The organism is Spiroplasma endosymbiont of Lasioglossum malachurum (assembly GCF_964020065.1).
Classification (GTDB): Bacteria; Bacillota_I; Bacilli_A; order Mycoplasmatales; family VBWQ01; genus Spiroplasma_E.
The window spans coordinates 838757-860943 of record NZ_OZ026534.1; the positions used below are offsets into that span (position 1 = coordinate 838757).

At 24.3% G+C, this 22187-nt stretch carries 22 protein-coding genes and 2 pseudogenes; 16 read left to right on the forward strand and 8 right to left on the reverse strand.

Features of this window, described 5'->3' with window-relative positions; all coding sequences use genetic code 4:
- Nucleotides 1-70: 70 nt before the first annotated feature.
- Nucleotides 71-574 carry a riboflavin kinase gene (locus AACK95_RS04645; protein WP_338979611.1) on the reverse strand — a complete coding sequence of 168 codons (504 nt, stop codon included), beginning with the start codon at nt 572-574 and terminating at the stop codon, nt 71-73.
- A 40-nt stretch (nt 575-614) separates the two neighbouring features.
- Here AACK95_RS04645 and AACK95_RS04650 point away from each other — a divergent pair, with 40 nt between their 5' ends.
- Nucleotides 615-1259 (forward strand): IS30 family transposase, encoded by a 645-nt coding sequence (locus AACK95_RS04650; protein ID WP_338979613.1) that lies wholly within the window; start codon nt 615-617, stop codon nt 1257-1259.
- 82 nt (nt 1260-1341) lie between these two features.
- Nucleotides 1342-1554: pseudogene (locus tag AACK95_RS04655) on the forward strand (IS256 family transposase); the annotation flags it as partial.
- Between the two features lie 73 nt (nt 1555-1627).
- Here AACK95_RS04655 and AACK95_RS04660 read toward each other — a convergent pair.
- The gene (locus AACK95_RS04660; protein ID WP_338979617.1) at nt 1628-2149 is read right to left on the reverse strand and encodes a hypothetical protein; all 522 of its coding nucleotides are present in this window, start codon (nt 2147-2149) and stop codon (nt 1628-1630) included.
- A gap of 95 nt (nt 2150-2244) precedes the next feature.
- On the reverse strand, nt 2245-2697 hold the full coding sequence (locus tag AACK95_RS04665) for a hypothetical protein (RefSeq protein ID WP_338979618.1): 453 nt from the start codon (nt 2695-2697) through the stop codon (nt 2245-2247).
- A gap of 190 nt (nt 2698-2887) precedes the next feature.
- On the opposite strand from AACK95_RS04665, the gene trpS reads away from it, so the two are divergent.
- Nucleotides 2888-3913: a tryptophan--tRNA ligase gene (trpS, locus tag AACK95_RS04670; protein WP_338979619.1), complete on the forward strand. Its 1026-nt coding sequence runs from the start codon at nt 2888-2890 to the stop codon at nt 3911-3913.
- 427 nt (nt 3914-4340) lie between these two features.
- Here trpS and AACK95_RS04675 read toward each other — a convergent pair whose 3' ends face one another.
- Entirely contained in the window at nt 4341-5579 is a 1239-nt protein-coding gene (locus tag AACK95_RS04675) for an IS256 family transposase (RefSeq protein ID WP_338981028.1), read from the reverse strand.
- A gap of 757 nt (nt 5580-6336) precedes the next feature.
- On the opposite strand from AACK95_RS04675, the gene AACK95_RS04680 reads away from it, so the two are divergent.
- From AACK95_RS04680 to AACK95_RS04710, 7 genes are all read left to right on the forward strand, one after another.
- A complete protein-coding gene (locus AACK95_RS04680; protein ID WP_338979620.1) occupies nt 6337-6993 on the forward strand; it encodes a hypothetical protein in 657 nt (218 codons plus the stop codon).
- Nucleotides 6994-7009: 16 nt separating this feature from the next.
- Entirely contained in the window at nt 7010-7681 is a 672-nt protein-coding gene (gene cmk, locus AACK95_RS04685) for a (d)CMP kinase (protein ID WP_338979622.1), read from the forward strand.
- Between the two features lie 27 nt (nt 7682-7708).
- Nucleotides 7709-9040 carry a ribosome biogenesis GTPase Der gene (gene der, locus AACK95_RS04690; RefSeq protein WP_338979623.1) on the forward strand — a complete coding sequence of 444 codons (1332 nt, stop codon included), beginning with the start codon at nt 7709-7711 and terminating at the stop codon, nt 9038-9040.
- Between the two features lie 438 nt (nt 9041-9478).
- A complete protein-coding gene (locus AACK95_RS04695; protein ID WP_338979624.1) occupies nt 9479-10396 on the forward strand; it encodes a PTS transporter subunit EIIC in 918 nt (305 codons plus the stop codon).
- An 86-nt stretch (nt 10397-10482) separates the two neighbouring features.
- Nucleotides 10483-11127, forward strand: coding sequence for an IS30 family transposase (locus tag AACK95_RS04700; RefSeq protein ID WP_338979625.1), 645 nt, complete (start codon nt 10483-10485; stop codon nt 11125-11127).
- An 82-nt stretch (nt 11128-11209) separates the two neighbouring features.
- A complete protein-coding gene (locus tag AACK95_RS04705) occupies nt 11210-12448 on the forward strand; it encodes an IS256 family transposase (RefSeq protein WP_338981030.1) in 1239 nt (412 codons plus the stop codon).
- Between the two features lie 146 nt (nt 12449-12594).
- Nucleotides 12595-13185, forward strand: a complete 591-nt coding sequence (locus tag AACK95_RS04710; RefSeq protein WP_338979626.1) for an IS30 family transposase — start codon at nt 12595-12597, stop codon at nt 13183-13185.
- Nucleotides 13186-13196: 11 nt separating this feature from the next.
- Here the strand turns inward: AACK95_RS04710 and AACK95_RS04715 are convergent.
- Nucleotides 13197-13445 (reverse strand): annotated as a pseudogene (locus AACK95_RS04715) (ISNCY family transposase); the annotation flags it as partial.
- Between the two features lie 368 nt (nt 13446-13813).
- Between AACK95_RS04715 and AACK95_RS04720 the strand changes: the two are divergent.
- Nucleotides 13814-15052 (forward strand): IS256 family transposase, encoded by a 1239-nt coding sequence (locus AACK95_RS04720; protein ID WP_338981032.1) that lies wholly within the window; start codon nt 13814-13816, stop codon nt 15050-15052.
- Between the two features lie 195 nt (nt 15053-15247).
- On the opposite strand, the gene AACK95_RS04725 is transcribed toward AACK95_RS04720, so the two are convergent.
- The 3 genes from AACK95_RS04725 to AACK95_RS04735 all read right to left on the reverse strand — a co-directional run bounded on the left by AACK95_RS04725 (nt 15248) and on the right by AACK95_RS04735 (nt 16880).
- Entirely contained in the window at nt 15248-15670 is a 423-nt protein-coding gene (locus tag AACK95_RS04725; RefSeq protein ID WP_338979630.1) for a hypothetical protein, read from the reverse strand.
- 231 nt (nt 15671-15901) lie between these two features.
- Nucleotides 15902-16423 (reverse strand): transcription elongation factor GreA, encoded by a 522-nt coding sequence (greA, locus tag AACK95_RS04730; protein ID WP_338979631.1) that lies wholly within the window; start codon nt 16421-16423, stop codon nt 15902-15904.
- Between the two features lie 109 nt (nt 16424-16532).
- Complete coding sequence (locus AACK95_RS04735; protein WP_252320667.1) at nt 16533-16880, reverse strand: HPr family phosphocarrier protein; 348 nt, start codon at nt 16878-16880, stop codon at nt 16533-16535.
- Nucleotides 16881-17099: 219 nt separating this feature from the next.
- Between AACK95_RS04735 and rpmB the strand changes: the two genes are divergently transcribed.
- The 5 genes from rpmB (at nt 17100) to phoU (ending at nt 22135) form a co-directional block, all read left to right on the forward strand.
- The gene (gene rpmB / locus AACK95_RS04740; RefSeq protein ID WP_338979634.1) at nt 17100-17291 is read left to right on the forward strand and encodes a 50S ribosomal protein L28; all 192 of its coding nucleotides are present in this window, start codon (nt 17100-17102) and stop codon (nt 17289-17291) included.
- 360 nt (nt 17292-17651) lie between these two features.
- Nucleotides 17652-18524: a PstS family phosphate ABC transporter substrate-binding protein gene (locus AACK95_RS04745; protein WP_338979636.1), complete on the forward strand. Its 873-nt coding sequence runs from the start codon at nt 17652-17654 to the stop codon at nt 18522-18524.
- A 14-nt stretch (nt 18525-18538) separates the two neighbouring features.
- Nucleotides 18539-20560 carry a phosphate ABC transporter permease PstA gene (pstA, locus tag AACK95_RS04750; protein WP_338979639.1) on the forward strand — a complete coding sequence of 674 codons (2022 nt, stop codon included), beginning with the start codon at nt 18539-18541 and terminating at the stop codon, nt 20558-20560.
- Between the two features lie 80 nt (nt 20561-20640).
- Nucleotides 20641-21420 (forward strand): phosphate ABC transporter ATP-binding protein PstB, encoded by a 780-nt coding sequence (pstB, locus tag AACK95_RS04755; protein ID WP_422397167.1) that lies wholly within the window; start codon nt 20641-20643, stop codon nt 21418-21420.
- 37 nt (nt 21421-21457) lie between these two features.
- Complete coding sequence (gene phoU, locus AACK95_RS04760) at nt 21458-22135, forward strand: phosphate signaling complex protein PhoU (protein ID WP_338979640.1); 678 nt, start codon at nt 21458-21460, stop codon at nt 22133-22135.
- Nucleotides 22136-22187: the final 52 nt, after the last annotated feature.

Here is a 22187-nt window from a genome sequence, read left to right on the forward strand (position 1 = left end):
GGAAATAGTTTTTAATAAATAGTATTTATAATGTTAATAATTATTGTAAATATAAAGAATATCACAATTATTATGGCTTTAATAATTTACTACTAGAATTAGCAAAATATTTAATTGTTTCTATTAAATCTTTATCCACTTGTTTTTTTAAATCATCTAAATTAGTAAACTTTAAATTATCACGAAGAAAATCTAAAAATCTAACTTTAATGATTTTTCCATATAAATCTTGATTAAAGTTTAATAAGTAAGTTTCAACTAACGGCTTATTATTACGTAACATAATTACTGTCATACTTTGATAACATTTATTATCTACTTCAGTAAGCGTAATATAAGTAGCAAGACCCGGTAATGCATAGTTTGTTAATAACGATAAATTAGCAGTTGGAAAATTAATCGTTCTAGCCTCTTTAATACCATGAACTACTTTACCACTAATTGTATATGGCTCTTGTTGTAAACAAAGATTAGCACTACTAATATCTTTATTTTGTAAAAGTTGTTTAAGCTGAATTATACTTGTAAGTGCAAGTAAATAAAATTGCAAAAAATTCTCATATAAAAATTTCATAATGCTAAATTTAGTTTAGAAAAAAGTAAGGAGTTTTTATATGAGTTATAAACATCTTGGCATAGATGAAAGGATTTATATTGAGAATCAATTGAAATTTAAATTTAAAATTAGTGAAATAGCTAAAAATCTTAATCGAAGTATTAGTACTATTATTCGAGAAATTAATAGAAATAAAGATAATAATCATTATTTTTCATTAATTGCACAAAATAAAGCTGAAAATCGAAAACAATCACATATTAGTTTTCATAAGTTTAAAAATAAGAATTTAGTAAAATATGTACAACAAAAATTACTATTAGGTTGATCACCTGAACAAATTTATGGCAGAATTAAAAATTTTCATAAAGAGTGAGTTATTAGTTTTAAAACAATTTATACTTGAATTTATTTTGGAATGCTTGATAAAGTTACTAGTAAAAATTTAAGAAGAAAAGGTAAAAAACGAAAATCTAAAGAAAATCGTGGCAAGTTTAATGGTAAATCAATTAAAGAACGAGATATAAATGTTAATGATCGTATAACACTTGGTCATTGAGAAGGAGATACTATAGTATCATCAAGAGGCAAAAGCAAATCATGTTTAATAACTTTAGTTGAAAGAGTATCACGATTTACTTTAGCAATATTAGTTAAAAACAGAACTACTAAAGTTATTAATAAAAATGTCGGTAATGTTTAGTAATCTGTGTAACTTACAAAAATAACTATGTTTAATTAATTCTAGTAAATATAATTAAATGACTAGAAAGAGTGAGTTACAGATGGCTAAAAAAGATAACTTTAATAATAATGATCCAATATCAAAAGCAGTAGATTTATTATTAGAAAATACTGAAGATTTAACAACAGTTTTTAAAGAAGGGGGTTTATATAAAGAATTAACAAAACGTTTAGTTGAAAAAATGTTGAATTCTGAGATGCAAAATTATTTAGGATATGAAAAAAAGGTAATGTTTAGTAATCAAAGACCGAGAAAAATATTAAATTATCTTTCACCAATTGAATATTTGGATAGAAAAATAATTTAGTTGCACTTACCTTTACAATTTAGCTTGTTTTATTTTTTTTATTTGCCATTCGTAAATCAGTAATTTCTTTATTTATATTACTTCGATTAACAAATTCTTTATCTAATTTTTTTTGAACACTTTTGTAATTACAAAAAATGCCAAAAGTTAATAGTGAAATAACACGATGTCAAATACTATCTCTTCAATCTTGTAAAACTATAATATTTTGAAAAATATTTTCTGAATCTTTTAGTTTTAAACTAATATTTTCTTCATTACTTTTAATTTCTTTTTCTAAACAAGAAATTGAATTAGTTTTTGCATCTATATTGTCATTTAATGTTTTAATATTTAAATTTATTTCATCTATTTTTGTGATTAATTGTTCTTTAGAACTTTCATTATCATTCAAAATAGATTGTATTTGACCTTTATTTGCATCAATGTCTGTTGTTAATTGTTCCTTATTTTTTTCTAATCTTTCAATTTCTAATTCAATTTCTGATTTTTGTTTTATTAATACAATTAAATTTTCTAAACTTTGTAATTCCGCTTTCAATTCTTTTTTTTAAAATTTCTTTTTTTAAATTTAATATTTTAGTTTTTTCTTCTTGTAATTTTGTCATATTTTCTTTTAATGCTTTTAAACTACCATTAAAAAAAAGATGATTCTTGAATTATTTCTTTTAAATTAAATAATTCATTTCTAATTCTTTCTAAGGTTCTTCTGTTATCTACTTTGTCTAGATTTCTGTTTTTTATATCTTTATCAGTTTCTTTACTTTCAACTTCTAAAGTATATATATTTTCATTAACTGCTTTTAATTTATCAGTCATCTGATTAACATATTGTTCAATAAATGTTTTTTTATCTTCACTATCTTTGATATTTCTTAATTGACTTTCAGCTTTCTTCAATATATCTTCTAATTGTTTTCTTTCAAATTCAAAACTTGCTTGTTTTTTGGCAATATTTTGTTTCTTGATTTCTAATTCCTCAAGTTTTAACCCAAGAGTTTGAAGATATTCTTTCACATTGTTTCGATCTTTTATTTTCTTTAAATATTTTTGTAAATCATCCTTATATTTTTCTTCTCCAAATAACATAAAAAAACTCCTTTATAAAGTAAAAAACCCATTACTCTTAAAAAATAAAAGCTATGAATCAAAAACTATTTTTAATTTATGTTTTTATTATATCAAAATCAAACAAATTTTAATATAATTAATTGAATTATTTAACTTTATCATTGATAATTAATTATATTAAAAAATTAATTTGGAGGAAGCAAAATATATGGCTCGTATTATATCTGGAATAACTAGCACTGGAAAATTAACTCTTGGTAACTACTTGGGAGCAATTAATAATTTTTTAAAATTGCAAGAAGAACATGAACTCTTAATATTTGTTGCAAATTTACATGGATTAACACTACCAATAAAAGCACAAGAATTAAGAGATAATATTAAAGATATTGCCGCTTGATATTTTGCTGCTGGTATTATACCAAATAAATCTCATATTTTTATTCAATCTGATGTTTTAGCCCATAGTCAATTAGGATATATATTATTATGTAATAGTTATGTCGGTGAATTAGAACGAATGACACAATTTAAAGATAAAAGTCAAAAAATGACAAATCAACAAAATAAAACGATTAGTATTCCAACAGGTATTCTTACATATCCAGCATTAATGGCTGCTGATATTTTACTATATGACGCTGATTTTGTGCCAGTTGGTGTTGATCAAACTCAACATTTAGAATTTACAAAAACTTTAGCAACAAGAATGAATAACAATTATAAAACTGATTTATTCAAAATTCCTAAAATAATTATTGATAAACAAGCACAGAAAATTATGAGTTTACAAGAGCCTGAAAAAAAAATGTCAAAATCTGATACTAATCTAAAAAATACTATTTTTTTAAGCGATAGCAAACAAGAAGTTACCAATAAAATTAAAAAAGCAGTTACTGATTCAGAAAATATTATTAAATTTGATCCAGAACATAAGCCTGGAGTTAGTAATTTATTAACTATTTATGCTAGCATTACTAAAAAAGATATCAAAACTTGTGAACAATACTTCAGCAATCACAATTATGGTTTTTTAAAAGAAGAAGTAATTAAAGTAATAAATGATTTATTAGAACCAATGCAAAAAAAACACCAAGAACTTATTAATGAAAAATCATCACAATTAGCAAAATATTTAGAAGAAGGTGCAAATTTTGCTAATAATATTGCTACTAAAAAGTTAAACTTTGTTCAAGACACAATGGGTATTAATTTTATCGAGAAAGAAAGATAGGAGGAAGAGACAATGTCTTTATACAATAAAAAACAAAAACATTTAATCCTAGTTGATTTAGATGGTACTCTATTAAAAAGTGGTGGTCGAGAAATTCATATTAATGCTAAATTGTAAAGGTAAGTGCAACTAAATTATTTTTCTATCCAAATATTCGATTGGTGAAAGATAATTTAATATTTTTCTCGGTCTTTGATTTAAAGACAATATAAATTTATGAACTTCATTTTTATTAGTTTTTGAAAAAATAAATTTTTTAGGAAATTTTTCTCTAATTAAACCATTAGTATTTTCATTAGTACCTCTTTGTCAAGGTGAATATGGATTGGCAAAATAAATTTTTACATCTAAATTTTTTTCAAGTTGTTGTCAATTTGAAAATTCTTGAGGCTTTTTAGTAATCTGTGTTTCTTTGTTTTACAAAGTACTAGTTCAGATTAATTCTGTCTTCAAATTTTATCATAAAATGAGCAATTGCTGTATTTCAATTTTGAATGGGCATTGTTCATTTTTTTGTTATATTTTCAATTGCTAAGTAAAATATTTTAAAAACTGCCATATCATTTGGAAAAACTTTTTTATTTCTGATGACTTTTCGTAATTGACTATTAACAGATTCAATAGAATTTGTAGTATAAATCACTCTTTTGATTTCTGGAGGATAACTAATAAAAATCATTAAATTATCTCAATTTTTATATCAAGATTTAGCAATTTGAGGATAGTGTTTATTTCATTTACTTTCAAATGATTCTAAAGCTTGCATTGCTTGTTCTTCACTACATGCATTATAAATTGGCTTTAAATCTGTAACTAGTGATTTTCGATGTTTGTATGAAACATATTTTAAACTATTTCTGATTTGATGAACTATACATAATTGATGTTCAGTTTTAGGATAAACTGATTGTATTGCTTCTGACATGCCTGTTAAGTTGTCACTACAAGCAATAAGAATATCATTTAAGCCACGATTTTTCATTTCTGTAAAATTTGCTAATCAAAATTTAGCGCCTTCATTTTCACTAATTCATAAACCTAAAACATCTTTTTTACCTTCTAAATCAACACCTAAAGCTATATAAACTGATTTGTTAATAATGCGTTTATCTTGTCGTACTTTAACTACTATACAATCAAAATAAACAATGGGATAAATGCCTTCTAATGATCTATTTTGTCATGCTTTGACATCATCAATCACATCATCAGTAATTTGACTAATAACACTTTCACTAATATCAGCACCATGATATAACTCTTGTAACTGCATTCTAATATCTGATAATGTCATACCTTTTGCATATAAGGAAAGAACTTGTTGATCAAAACCATCAAATCTTCTCTGTCTTTTTGGCACTATTACAGGAGTAAAATTACTATTACGATCTCGTGGTACATCAATCTCAATTTTACCTTGTTGAGTTATTAATTTTTTTGAACTTATACCATTACGAGCATTGTCACTATTACTATGTTGTTTTTTTTCATATCCTAAATAATTTTGCATCTCAGAATTCAACATTTTTTCAACTAAACGTTTTGTTAATTCTTTATATAAACCCCCTTCTTTAAAAACTGTTGTTAAATCTTCAGTATTTTCTAATAATAAATCTACTGCTTTTGATATTGGATCATTATTATTAAAGTTATCTTTTTTAGCCATCTGTAACTCACTCTTTCTAGTCATTTAATTATATTTACTAGAATTAATTAAACATAGTTATTTTTGTAAGTTACACAGATTACTAAACATTACCGCAAAGTGAAATATAGGTTGTTTTACAGAAGGTAATATTTGACATATTTTAAAAGAAATGCTTGGTAATAGAACTTATAACATAAATATTTATATTAAAATGGTTATTTTTAAATGTAATCAAATAAATTTAAAAACATAATTTAATTTATTTTTTTATTAAAATTTTAAAAACTTATTAAATTAAAAGTTAATAAGAATTTTTGTTGTGTATAAATATTAATTTTATTTTTCATTTTTTTAATATTTGTATTTTAATTGAAATTCATTTAATTTAGTAGTAAGATTTATTTACAATTACATATAATTACAGTTATTTCTTGTCTATAATTTAAAAGAAATGTTTAAAAAGTAATTATATCCTCCGTTTTTGTTACCGTCCCAATATTTTTTGTAAATCTTAATTTAAGTCTATAATTGAAAAAAAGAATATACAATAAAAAAATAATACCTGCATAAAAATATAAATTTTTCTAATATTTTATTTTTAATAATGTTTAAAAGAAAACTAAGTAAAAACAATTATTTTTTAAAATATTATCAATAGTTAAATTTGTATATTATAATGATTTTATATATTTATGTTATAATCAAGAAAATTATCATTACTATTAAAAATAAATCAATATTAGAATTTTTTAAATATTAATTTGTGGGTGCTTTAATGACAAGAATGGAAAAGTATAAAAGTTTACGTGAACAAATTGCTAAAGAAATTAAAGAAAATAGTAAGCTTTGAGAACAAGAACAAAAAATAGAAAATTATTATCAGCAACTAATAAAAATTGATAAATCATATTTTGAGCCAATTTTTCAAAAATTAAATTCTGATTTAAATTTAGTTAATTTTGAAAATTATTTTATTAAAAATAATGAACAACATTTAGATGATAATGATAAATTAATATTGGAAAATATGTTAGAAAATATTAATAATATTTTAAAAAAATATAGCGAAAATATTGATTTTGAAATAGTTGATGTGCCATTAATAAGTACTAACTTGGAATATCAAACGTTAATTAATAGTATGCATAATAAAATAAATGAATTTCAAAAAGACTTAGAAAGTAAAATTCATGATGTCAAAAATTTTGTTAAAAATTTAGAATTTAAATATAAAAAGTATAAAATAAATAATAGTGATCTTAATAAAGAACTAAAAGAAATTAATCAAGAACATAATAATTTTCAAGATGAATTACAAAAAGTTAAAATTAAGAATAACTATAAGTGAAGTTTAATAGTATTTAGTATTATCATTATTTGTTTAATTTTAATAGTCGTGTTAGTATTATCATTAATATTATTTATTAAGTAGAGAATGGAGAAAAACAATGTACCCAAAGATTAATATTGCAATAGATGGTCCAGCAGCTAGTGGTAAATCAGCAGCAGCATATTTACTTTCTAAAAAAATTGATTATCAATTTATGGATACAGGAATTATGTATCGTAGCTTTACTAATTATTGTTTAAAAAACAAAATTGCTTTTAAAAGTGAAGATTTAATACTTGCAGCATTACAACTTTTTGATATAAGATGAGTTAATGGTCATTTTTTATTTAATGATCAACCACCAACAGAAGAAATTTATGATAAAAATGTTACTAGTAAAGTACCAATAATTGCTTCGTTATCTGAAGTTAGAAAAGTTATGGTTGCTAGAATTCAAGAAATGGTTAGAAGTCAAGGCTTTATTGTCGTTGGCAGAGATATTAGTAGTGTTGTTTTACCTGATGCTCAATTAAAGATTTTTTTAACTTCTAGTTTACACGCTCGTAGTGAAAGAAGATATAAACAGTATATTAAAGAGGGTATTAATATTACACAAGAACAAGTATATAACGATATGGTAATTCGTGATAATGTTGATAAAACTCGTAGCACTGGTCAACTAGTAATTGTTGAAGATGCAGTTATTTTAGATAATAGTGATTATAATTTACAAACGACCGTTGATAAATTAAAAGTTTTATATGATAATTACTTTAGTCATAAAAAATAATATTTTAAATATAAGGATTTGAATAAAATGAATAAGTTATCAAAAGTAGTAATTGTAGGACGCCCTAATGTTGGTAAATCTTCAATTTTTAATCGTATATTACAAAAAAAAGTAGCAATAATTGAAGATATGCCTGGAGCAACTAGAGATCGAATTTATGGCATTGGTGAATGATTAACACAAAATTTTGTGATTATTGATACGGGTGGTATTACTAAAACGATTACTAATTTTACTCAACAAATCAATCAACAAATTAATATTGCTTTAGCTGAGGCTGATATTGTTTTATTTGTTTGTTCTTATCAAGAAGGTCTAACTCACGAAGATGAAGATATTGCTAAATTATTATACAGAACTAAGAAACCGGTTATTATTATTGCAAATAAATATGATAATGTTCAAAACGATAATGATAAAATTTATGATTATTTAAAAGTTGGTTTTGGCAAACCAATTTTAGTATCTGCTAGTCATGGTGTTGGTTTTGGTGATTTATTAGATATGATAATTACTAAATTACCAAAAGAGGTTCATACAGAAAAAAAAGAACATATTAATTTAGCAATTATTGGTCGTCCCAATGTTGGTAAATCAAGTTTAGTTAATACTATTCTTCAAGAGAATAGAGTTATTGTTTCACCAATAGCAGGAACAACAACTGATGCTATTGATAGTAATTTTGTTTATAATAAAAAACAATATTGTGTTATTGATACTGCTGGAATTCGTAGAAAAGGAAAAATTACTGAAGATTTAGAAAAATATAGTTTAATTAGAACTACTAATGCTATTGAACGTAGTGATATTGTTTTGTTTTTATTAGATGGTAGTGTTGAAATTCAAGAACAAGATTTAACAATAGCAGGAATGGCAAAAAATTTAGATAAGCCAGTTATTATTATTGTTAATAAATGAGATTTAGTTAAAAAAAATGAAAAAACAATGCAAGAGTTTACTAAAAAAATAAAAGAAAAATTTAAATACCTTGAGTATTCTTTTGTTGTATATTTATCTGCTTTAGAAAATACTAGAATTCATACTTTATTTGCTACTATTAATGAAGTATTAGTTAATATGAATTTAAGAATTAAAACAAGTATTCTTAATGAAATAATTAATAAAGCTCAATTAATTAATGAGCCGCCCTACTTTAAAGGTGGTAGATTAAAGATATATTACACAACACAGGTTGAAAAAAATCCGCCTACTTTTATTTTAATGGTAAATGATCCACAATGATGTCATTTTTCTTATGAACGTTTTTTAATTAATCAAATTCGTGAACGATTTGGTTTTCAGGGTGTACCAATTAAATTAAGATTTAGAATGCGTAAGTCATTGTATAATAAACAATAAAAAAGTGTAAAATTTTGTGATTATATTTATTTAAGAAAAATTTATTGTATAATAATATTTATTAAGATAAAAAACTAATGATTAGAAAGTGTAAATGATTATGCTAAATTTTTTAACATTAGAGTCGCACAATAAAAGTTTATCAACATCGGCAATGTGAATAATGTTTATCATTGGTTTGATTTGTATTGGTATTATTTTTCTTGTGTTTTTTTTATTTAAAAGAAAATTACGTAAAGAAAGGAGCCTGATTAACGAGCAATTTTTATTTAAACCAAAAAAAGTTACATATCAAGTTTTTCATTTTTGAAATAAAACTCTTTATATATTTTTAATGTTTTGTGCAACAGTTGGTGCCATTGTGCTATTATCAGTTTCAATAAGTTCAATGTTTTAATTTTGAAAAATTAAGAAAAAGTTTTAGGAAGGGGTTAAAATATGGGTTTAGTTTTCTGAAAAAAATATAAAGAAAAAAACGATAGTATAACAATTTATCAAAAAAAACTAGAGCAAGAATTAAAAACCTCAAAAGAAAAAAGTCCTTGAAATAATGTTTTAAAATTTTTACAAGACTTAGGTAAAGCATTACAATTTCCAATTGCAGTATTACCATTCGCTGCTATTTTAAACAGATTTGGAGCATTAGGGCTTACATTTACTACTACAACTGATGCTGGTGTTATGCATGTTACTAATGAAGTTGGTTATTGAATTTCATATATTATTCAACAACCAGGAAAAATAGTATTTGATAATTTACCATTATTATTTGCTTTAGGTTTAGCATTTGGTTTAGCTAAAGATCATCGTGGTGAAGCTGCATTAGTTGGAGCAGTATTTTATTTGGCAATATCTGCAATGACGTCAATTGAACATTCATTACCAGAAATGTTATATAAAAATGTTTTAACTTTTACATCAAGTAAAGGTGAAAAATTTTCGTCATTATTTTATGTAGAAGAATTTGGAACAGATGGTAAAACTATTATCGGTGGTATTTATGTATTAAACATTGGTGTTTTTGGTGGAATTGTAGCGGGGTGTTTATCTGCAATTTTATATAATAAATATAAAGAAATTAAACTTCCTCAAGCATTATCATTCTTTGGTGGTAGAAGATTTGCACCAATGGTGGCTTTAGCAATAACTATTCCCACTGCTTTGGCATTTGCTATTGTTTGACCATGAATTCAATTAGTATTAATGAAATTTGGTCAATTAGTTGCTAATCCAAATAATCCAGCAGTTGCTATTCCAGGAACAGCAGTTTATGGAATATTAAATCGTTTATTATTACCTTTTGGATTACATCAAATCTTAAATACTTTTTTTTGATTTGCTGAATTATACTTGTAAGTGCAAGTAAATAAAATTGCAAAAAATTCTCATATAAAAATTTCATAATGCTAAATTTAGTTTAGAAAAAAGTAAGGAGTTTTTATATGAGTTATAAATATCTTGGCATAGATGAAAGAATTTATATTGAGAATCAATTGAAATTTAAATTTAAAATTAGTGAAATAGCTAAAAATCTTAATCGAAGTATTAGTACTATTATTCGAGAAATTAATAGAAATAAAGATAATAATCATTATTTTTCATTAATTGCACAAAATAAAGCTGAAAATCGAAAACAATCACATATTAGTTTTCATAAGTTTAAAAATAAGAATTTAGTAAAATATGTACAACAAAAATTACTATTAGGTTGATCACCTGAACAAATTTATGGCAGAATTAAAAATTTTTATAAAGAGTGAGTTATTAGTTTTAAAACAATTTATACTTGAATTTATTTTGGAATGCTTGATAAAGTTACTAGTAAAAATTTAAGAAGAAAAGGTAAAAAACGAAAATCTAAAGAAAATCGTGGCAAGTTTAATGGTAAATCAATTAAAGAACGAGATATAAATGTTAATGATCGTATAACACTTGGTCATTGAGAAGGAGATACTATAGTATCATCAAGAGGCAAAAGCAAATCATGTTTAATAACTTTAGTTGAAAGAGTATCACGATTTACTTTAGCAATATTAGTTAAAAACAGAACTACTAAAGTTATTAATAAAAATGTCGGTAATGTTTAGTAATCTGTGTAACTTACAAAAATAACTATGTTTAATTAATTCTAGTAAATATAATTAAATGACTAGAAAGAGTGAGTTACAGATGGCTAAAAAAGATAACTTTAATAATAATGATCCAATATCAAAAGCAGTAGATTTATTATTAGAAAATACTGAAGATTTAACAACAGTTTTTAAAGAAGGAGGTTTATATAAAGAATTAACAAAACGTTTAGTTGAAAAAATGTTGAATTCTGAGATGCAAAATTATTTAGGATATGAAAAAAATCAACATAGTAATAGTGACAATGCTCGTAATGGTATAAGTTCAAAAAAATTAATAACTCAACAAGGTAAAATTGAGATTGATGTACCACGAGATCGTAATAGTAATTTTACTCCTGTAATAGTGCCAAAAAGACAGAGAAGATTTGATGGTTTTGATCAACAAGTTCTTTCCTTATATGCAAAAGCTATGACATTATCAGATATTAGAATGCAGTTACAAGAGTTATATCATGGTGCTGATATTAGTGAAAGTGTTATTAGTCAAATTACTGATGATGTTATTGATGATGTCAAAGCATGACAAAATAGACCATTAGAAGGCATTTATCCCATTGTTTATTTTGATTGTATAGTAGTTAAAGTACGACAAGATAAACGCATTATTAACAAATCAGTTTATATAGCTTTAGGTGTTGATTTAGAAGGTAAAAAAGATGTTTTAGGTTTATGAATTAGTGAAAATGAAGGCGCTAAATTTTGATTAGCAAATTTCACAGAAATGAAAAATCGTGGCTTAAATGATATTCTTATTGCTTGTAGTGACAACTTAACAGGCATGTCAGAAGCAATACAATCAGTTTATCCTAAAACTGAACATCAATTATGTATAGTTCATCAAATCAGAAATAGTTTAAAATATGTTTCATACAAACATCGAAAATCACTAGTTACAGATTTAAAGCCAATTTATAATGCATGTAGTGAAGAACAAGCAATGCAAGCTTTAGAATCATTTGAAAGTAAATGAAATAAACACTATCCTCAAATTGCTAAATCTTGATATAAAAATTGAGATAATTTAATGATTTTTATTAGTTATCCTCCAGAAATCAAAAGAGTGATTTATACTACAAATTCTATTGAATCTGTTAATAGTCAATTACGAAAAGTCATCAGAAATAAAAAAGTTTTTCCAAATGATATGTCAGTTTTTAAAATATTTTACTTTGCAATTGAAAATATAACAAAAAAATGAACAATGCCCATTCAAAATTGAAATACAGCAATTGCTCATTTTATGATAAAATTTGAAGACAGAATTAATCTGAACTAGTACTTTGCAAAACAAAGGATAATGTTTAGTAATCTGTGTAACTTACAAAAATAACTATGTTTAATTAATTCTAGTAAATATAATTAAATGATTAGAAAGAGTGAGTTATTAGTTTTAAAACAATTTATACTTGAATTTATTTTGGAATGCTTGATAAAGTTACTAGTAAAAATTTAAGAAGAAAAGGTAAAAAACGAAAATCTAAAGAAAATCGTGGCAAGTTTAATGGTAAATCAATTAAAGAATGAGATATAAATGTTAATGATCGTATAACACTTGGTCATTGAGAAGGAGATACTATAGTATCATCAAGAGGCAAAAGCAAATCATGTTTAATAACTTTAGTTGAAAGAGTATCACGATTTACTTTAGCAATATTAGTTAAAAACAGAACTACTAAAGTTATTAATAAAAATGTCAGTTATTATTTATCAATTCTTCCTAAAAACATTGTTAAAACTATTACTTTTGATCGTGGCAAAGAATTTTCAAATTGACAACAACTTGAAAAAAATTTAGATGTAAAAATTTATTTTGCCAATCCATATTCACCTTGACAAAGAGGTACTAATGAAAATACTAATAGTTTAATTAGAGAAAAATTTCTTAAAAAATTTATTTTTTCAAAAACTAATAAAAATGAAGTTCATAAATTTATATTGTCTTTAAATCAAAGACCGAGAAAAATATTAAATTATCTTTCACCAATCGAATATTTGGATAGAAAAATAATTTAGTTGCACTTACCTTTACAATTTTGCAAATTTATAATCTTAATTTTGATTTCAAAATTTGTTGTTTTATTAGAAATTTTATTTCGGGATTTATGAATAAAACCAACTTTACCTTCTCTATTGAAAATTTGAATTAATTGGTTAATTCTTCTAATAGTTAGGTTAAGTTTATTCTTAGCTTGATGTTTAGATAATTTATTAATAATAATGTCATTTATAATATTAAACTTATATTTTTCTTTCATAGTCATGCTTCTTTCCATATTTATCACCAAGTATATTTAACTTTACTTTTGGGAAATTTTTGCTCGATAACTAATAGGAAATTATCACTAAATAATGACAAAAAGTAAGTATTATTGTTGACTAATATTTTTGAAGTGTTAAGAGTAACTTACAATTGCATATTGAAGTCTAAATTATTCTCGTCTAAACTTATAATTTAAAGACAAATTTGAATATTATTGACAACATCGGTATGCTCCCAAAAATAAAGAAAAAATATTTTAAAAATAATAAACAAGGTATTGAAAATCAGGTAATGTTTAGTAATCTGTGTAACTTACAAAAATAACTATGTTTAATTAATTCTAGTAAATATAATTAAATGACTAGAAAGAGTGAGTTACAGATGGCTAAAAAAGATAACTTTAATAATAATGATCCAATATCAAAAGCAGTAGATTTATTATTAGAAAATACTGAAGATTTAACAACAGTTTTTAAAGAAGGGGGTTTATATAAAGAATTAACAAAACGTTTAGTTGAAAAAATGTTGAATTCTGAGATGCAAAATTATTTAGGATATGAAAAAAATCAACATAGTAATAGTGACAATGCTCGTAATGGTATAAGTTCAAAAAAATTAATAACTCAACAAGGTAAAATTGAGATTGATGTACCACGAGATCGTAATAGTAATTTTACTCCTGTAATAGTGCCAAAAAGACAGAGAAAATTTGATGGTTTTGATCAACAAGTTCTTTCCTTATATGCAAAAGGTATGACATTATCAAATATTAGAATGCAGTTACAAGAGTTATATCATGGTGCTGATATTAGTGAAAGTATTATTAGTCAAATTACTGATGATGTGATTGATGATGTCAAAGCATGACAAAATAGACCATTAGAAGGCATTTATCCCATTGTTTATTTTGATTGTATAGTAGTTAAAGTACGACAAGATAAACGCATTATTAACAAATCAGTTTATATAGCTTTAGGTGTTGATTTAGAAGGTAAAAAAGATGTTTTTGGTTTATGAATTAGTGAAAATGAAGGCGCTAAATTTTGATTAGCAAATTTCACAGAAATGAAAAATCGTGGCTTAAATGATATTCTTATTGCTTGTAGTGACAACTTAACAGGCATGTCAGAAGCAATACAATCAGTTTATCCTAAAACTGAACATCAATTATGTATAGTTCATCAAATCAGAAATAGTTTAAAATATGTTTCATACAAACATCGAAAATCACTAGTTACAGATTTAAAGCCAATTTATAATGCATGTAGTGAAGAACAAGCAATGCAAGCTTTAGAATCATTTGAAAGTAAATGAAATAAACACTATCCTCAAATTGCTAAATCTTGATATAAAAATTGAGATAATTTAATGATTTTTATTAGTTATCCTCCAGAAATCAAAAGAGTGATTTATACTACAAATTCTATTGAATCTGTTAATAGTCAATTACGAAAAGTCATCAGAAATAAAAAAGTTTTTCCAAATGATATGTCAGTTTTTAAAATATTTTACTTAGCAATTGAAAATATAATAAAAAAATGAACAATGCCCATTCAAAATTGAAATACAGCAATTGCTCATTTTATGATAAAATTTGAAGACAGAATTAATCTGAACTAGTACTTTGCAAAACAAAGAAACACAGATTATTAAAAAACCTCGAAAATCAAGGTGCAAAATGAAATATTGGTTGTTTTACAGAAACTAATATTTGACATGTTTTAAAAGAAATGCTTGGTAATAGAACATATAATATTTTGATTTACATTAAAATGGTTATTTTTAAATGTAATAAGATAAATTTAGAAACATAATTTAATGAATGTAATAATTACTTATTATTTCACAATTTGCAATAGCATCTCAAAAATTATTATTTTTTATTTTTCTTTTTAAGCCAATAATGAAAAAAGCTAATGCTATAATTATAAATATAAAAATCGGCATCACTATTATTAATAAAATAACTCCAATTTGCAATTGAATTCAATTATAATAATTATCATTATTTTGAAAAATATGAAATAAACATATATGATTTGCACAATGACATAAAATAAAATATGTACTATAAATTTTTAAAATATTAAATCCATTTGTAATTTTAATCTGTTCATAATTATTATAACTAAAATTTGAAATACCAATTAATATTAAAGCAATAATAGTTATTAAAATAGTTAAAACAAATAGTAATACAGTTATTAACTGTAATTTTTTAATTGCTTTAAGTTTCATCTTTAAATTCTCCTTAACTTTTACAATAAGTTTAACACCTAGATAACTTAATTATAAGTATTTTAGTTGCAATTTATTGAAAAAAATTATATTATTTAAATACAATTTCATAAAAATCCAAATTATTTCTTGTCTAAGCATAATAAGACTATATATATTTTAATTTATTCCGGATTTTTGACAATTTCCCAATGATCACTAATAAATAGTGATCATTTTTAATTAAATTATTTATAATTGATTTTTTACTTCTATAATTTTTACCCTATATGTTTCTTTAATACCTTTAATATCACCAATATCACCAACAACACAATTCATAATTGATACTGCTAATGGGCACTCATTAGAAATTAATCCTTCAAATGGATTACTTTCAATACTTCCAACAATTTTAAATTTTTCTTCTGAATCAGAAACAATTTTACCATCTTTAATTTTTACAATTGTTACTCAACTACCAACACGAACTGCTTTGATATTACTATTTTTACGTTGTTTTTGTTCTTCAAGAATAACAGCACTAGTAATAATCGTTTCAAGTTCTTGAATGCGTGTTTCATTTTTACCTTGCTCTTCACGCGCACTAGTATAATCAGCATTTTCTGATAAATCACCATCAGCCCTAGCTGCTTTTAATCGTTCTTTTATCGATTCACGTTCAACATTAATTCGTTTATATAATTCAGTTTTTAACTTTTCTAAACCTTGTTCTGAAATTATTATTTCTTTATTTTTGTTAATTTCGCTCATTAAATGCCTCCATTTATATAATTTAATATTTTAAGAACGTAAATAATTATATCATAAGGATAAATGGTTTTAAAAAAAGTATTCAAAAGAATACTTTTTTTAAAACCATTTACTTTATTAATTTTTCTTCTTTTAATAAAGAAATAATTTCTGTTTTAACTTCTTCAAGTTTTTTATCTTCTTCTTTTTCATCCATTTTTGTAATAATAAAAGCAATTTTACTAAAATTTTTTGCTTGTAAACCTAGAAAATTAAGAACTGACTTAGCTTTAACTTTAGTTTCATTACCAGTAAGTTTTACTGGCTTCGTAATATCTGCATTATCAGGTAATTTAATGACTTCTACCTCAATATTTTTATACTTACTAATAGCAGCAGCAATTTTGGCTATTGGTCGTGCATGTAAACCAATCTTTTTTTCATCATCAATTTGCACAGCATAAATAATACAATTCATTTTTTTCCTCCAAGATTTCTTAAAAATTTGTATAATATAGTTTATTTATAACATATTTTTTATTTTTTTAAAAAAAATATATAATTTAAATTTTTCTTATTAAAATAATGTCCTAGTAAATATTCAATTTTTTACAAATAAATTTTAATTTTTTTTAAAAATAAATAAATAAATATGGTATTATTTATTAGTTAAAACATTAATAAGGAGAAAATAACTATGGCAAGAAAATGTGCTTTAAGTGGTATTGGTCCACTAGCTGGTAACAACCGTTCGCATGCGATGAACTCTTCTAGAAGAAAATGAAATCCAAACTTACAACCAGTAAAAATTGGTGGAAAAACTTTAATGATTAGTGCTCGTACTTTAAAAACTTTAAAGAAAAATAATACTTTAGATAATAAAAAATAAAGTTATTTTATCTTTTGAATTATATAAATAAAGAATACTAATAAAAGAAAGAAATACTTTTCTTTTATTTTTTATATTAAATTAAAAATATTTAATAAAATGGTATTAAGTTAACTAGTAGTACCATTTTTTAATTACTAAAAAATATTAATAATATAGTCTAGAACCTACATTTTTTATAAAAATGAAATAATTTTTCTAGTTTTTATCAATTATATTGTTATAATACGTGTATGATAAAGAAAACTCTCAGTTGGGTGGATTTATATGCTAAAAAAAAGAATTTTGTCATTATTGTGATTAATCACAATGATTAGTATTTTTATTGTAACTTTAGTTAGTCATAAATCCTATTTTATTATGGGCGGTTCAACTTCAGTAGCACCTTTAATGCATACATTAATGGAAGACTATCCTGATAATCATAAAGAAGCAGATTTTACTTATAACAGTTTAGGTTCAGATGCAACAGTAATTCCCGTTAATAAAAATATGTTTGGTATTGGCTGACTTTCAAAAGAATATACAACTCCTGATAATAATTTAATTTCTTTTGTTTTATCAAAAGATGGCATGATTCTAGTTTATAATCTACCACAAAAATTCTTAGGTAATGATAAACCTCTAAATTTTACACAAGATAAAGTAAAAAAAATGTATTTATCGAAATCACCTATTTTCTGAAGAGATTTATTTCCACAAAATACTTCAGAACCAAATCAAGGTTGAATCAAACCAACTTGTGACCTCAAAATTTTACCTTATACTAGAGAAAATGGTTCAGGAACACGAGATGTTTTTAATGAAAAAGTTCTGGGTGATTCAAAAGCATATTATCCACAAGCAATAACCGTTAATTCAAGTACACAAATGTTTAATATGTCTAGTGGTGGTGTTGGCTATAGTTCATATTCAGATAAAAAACAATTAGATTCGAATAAACAATTCGCTACTATTCATATTGCTAATTGAGAAAAAATTGTTCCAAGTTTAGATACCATTAAAAATGGTACTTATCAGTTATCACGACCATTTACAGGTTTAATAAATAAAAATTTTAAACAAATTAATACTTTAGTTAAATTTCTAAAATTCTTGTTTATTCCTGACTATCCAGGTCATAACGAATACGTAGTTCCTGCTTTTTCAGAAGCTCAGTACGCACAATCAGCAGTACCATTAACTGACGAATTGAATAATGATTTAAATCAGTGATTAAGGAAATTTCCATAAAGGAGTATTAATAAATGAAATCCAAATCTTTTAAAAAGTTTTGACATAAAATAACTTTTAATCATTTTAATAAAAATCATGATCCAAAAAATGTTTTTATTAGTGAACAAAAAAAACATACTTATGATTTGATTGCTAAAATTTGTGTATTGTCTATATCTTCATTAGCACTAATTGCCGCTTCATTATTAATTGGTTTTATTATCGGTCAAACATTTAGTAATATGAGTTTTCTAAATTGATTTAAAATGTTAGGAAATAGTAAATGATTACCTAGTGCTAATAGTTTTGGTATTATTGCCTTTATCGTTGCCACTTTTTGAGTTGCGCTATTTTCAATGATACTTGCTGTTCCTTTAAGTTTACTAACATCATTATTTATATGTGAATTTTTACCACCAAAATTAAAAAAAACAACATTAACTTTAGTAGAATTATTATCTGGTATTCCTTCAGTTGTTTTTGGTGCTTTTGGTTTAATGACCATTGGTCCTATTTTTGTAAAAATGGGAGCACCAACCAAAGAAAATATGATGACAGCAAGTTTTATTTTATCAATGATGGCATTACCAACAATTATTTCATTATCTGTTAATGCTATTACTAGAGTACCAAAATCTTATCTATATGCATCATTAGCACTAGGTATTAGCAGGACTGACACTAGTTTTAAAGTCATTTTTAAAGCGGCAAAAACCAAAATCATTGGTGCAATAATTTTTGGATTTGGAAGAGTCATTGGTGAAACAATGGCCGTTGTCATGATTGCTGGTAATAGTACTCTAATCCCCAATTTTGCACATGGTCCACTTGCATTTTTATTTAGTTCAATTTCTACTTTAGCGGGAGTAATTGGACTAGAAATTGGAGAAGCAGTTAGTTCTCAACAAATATCAGCATTATATGGAATTGGTTTATTTTTATTTATTATAGTTTCAATCATTAACTTTATTGTTTTAATAATTTATAAACGTAGTGATAAAAAAGCAAAAGGTCATAAAAAACCACGAAATTATAATTTAAAAAAAATAAATCTATCTGATAATCAACTAATGTTAACTATTAGTGAAAAAACTATTAAAAATCAAGGCTGAAAACACTTTAAAAACTATTTTCGATTATTCTTTATGGGGCTAGCTTGTTTTATTACTATGGGATTAATTATTTGAATTATTGGTGATATTATTATTAATGGTATCTTCAACATTAGTGGTAATGCTGGTAGTAGCGTTTTCAATTTTAATTTTGCAGCTTTAATTTGAACAACCGGTGATGAAGGTTACTTATCAATTATCACAATGACATGTTTATTGGTATTAACAACAATTACTATTGCTATGCCATTAGGTATTATTGGCGCAATTTATCTTCACGAATATGCCAAAAATGGTTGATTTGCTTCAATATTACGTTTTGTGCTAAATACCTTATCTTCTACGCCATCAATTATCTTTGGTATGTTTGGATTTACTTTTTTTATTACTTTCTTACAAATAAGTTTCTCAGCAATTGCTGCTAGTTTAACATTAACAATTGTTATTTTACCACTTATTATTAGAGCAGTAGAAGATACATTAAAATCAGTACCTATTGAATACCGTGAAGCATCATTAGCACTAGGTGCTAGTAAATTTGAAACAATAAGAAAAGTAGTTATTCCAGCTGCCATTGGTGGCATTATTACTAGTATGATTTTATCAATGGGTAGAATTATTGGTGAATCAGCACCAGTTTATCTAACATTAGGAAGCACTGTTGCTTTTCCCAATAAAGGTTTCTTAAGTTCAGGACAAACTTTAACAACCCATATTTTATTAGTTAATAAAGAATCAAATGACCCTAATAAATTAGGAATGATGTACCAAACAGCACTAATAACAGTTATACTAATATTTATTTTAAATTTTATAGCAAAACATTTTGAAAAAAGTTTAACAACAGGAATCGGGGTGAAAACAAAATGCTCAATTGAATTATTAAAAGAAAAAATGAAAGCAAGAAAGAATCAGCGAATAGCAATAAAAAAAGAAAAGTAAATGTGATTAAACCTTACTTTTTAAAAGTGAAAGATAAATTTAAGAAAAAACCAAATAACAAATCAAATAATTTATCAAATATAGAAAATATTCCAAAAAGTAATTATGTTTTTACTATTAAAAATTTAAATTTCTTCTATAATCATGGTAAAAAACAGGCTTTATTTAATATAAATTTAGAAATAAGTCGTAATCAAGTAACCGCTTTTATTGGACCAAGTGGTTGTGGCAAATCAACATTACTACGAACTTTAAATAGAATGAATGATTTAATTGATGGTGTTAAAATTAATGGACAAATATTATTCAATAATGAAGATATTTATGAAAATAAAAAAAATATTATTTCATTACGATCTAAAGTTGGAATGGTATTTCAAAAACCTAATCCCTTTCCAATGTCAATTTATGATAATGTTGCATATGGTCCAAAAAATCAAGGCATTAAAAATAAAAAGATTCTAAATCAAATTGTCGAAGATGCTTTAAAAAAAGCGGCTTTATGAGATGAAGTTGCTCAACATTTATTTGATTCAGCATTATCATTATCAGGCGGCCAACAACAACGTTTATGTATTGCTCGTGCTATTGCCCTAAAACCAGAAGTACTATTAATGGATGAACCAACTTCAGCTCTAGATCCGATTGCCGCATCTAAAATTGAAGACTTAATGAATGATTTAAAATCAGACTTTACAATTATTGTTGTTACTCATTCAATGCAACAAGCAGCACGAATTTCTGATAAAACTGCTTTTTTCTTAAATGGAGAAGTCATTGAATATAATAATACTAAAAAAATATTTTCACGACCAAAAGATAAAAGAACAGAAGATTATATTACCGGCAGATTTGGTTAAAAATATATATAATTAATTATAGAGAAAGGAGGAAAAAATGAAAATAATTAACCGTAGATTTGATTTAGATATCATAAATTTAAAACAAAACTTATTAACTTTATTAAAAGAAGTAAAAAAAGAACATAAAGACGCTTTAATAGCAATGGAAACACAAGATTTTGACATGTCAAAAAGAATTGTTGAAACCGATAAAGAAATTAGAACAGTCGCTGAAAGTTTAACAATTACTGCAATTTGAAGTATTGCTCAACAAAATCCTTTTGCTACTGACTTACGTACTATTATTGGCTATATGAATATTATTCGTGATTTAGAACGTATTTCAAATTATGCTAAAAATTTATCCAAATTTAATGTCAAATATAAACCAGAAATTAAATTAACATCTCAATTATCAGGATTAATGAAAAAAATATTTAAAATGATGGATTTAATTGGTGAATCTATAAATGAAAATGATATTAACAAAGCTTATCAAGCAGCAGAATATGATATTGATATTGATAATCGTTTTCGTGAATCAATGAAAAACATTGTCAATATGTTAAAAGTAAACAAAAATAATGATCAACTCTCTCAATATACATCAACAATGCAACAGTTGAAATATATTGAAAGACTAGGTGATCACTTAGTTAACATTTGTGAAACAATAGTATATATTATTAAAGGTAAATTTTATGATTTATCTTCAACAAAAATATCTGAATAATTTATCATTCAGTGTTAAAATAATTACTTGAGGTTTTTTAATAATCTGTGTA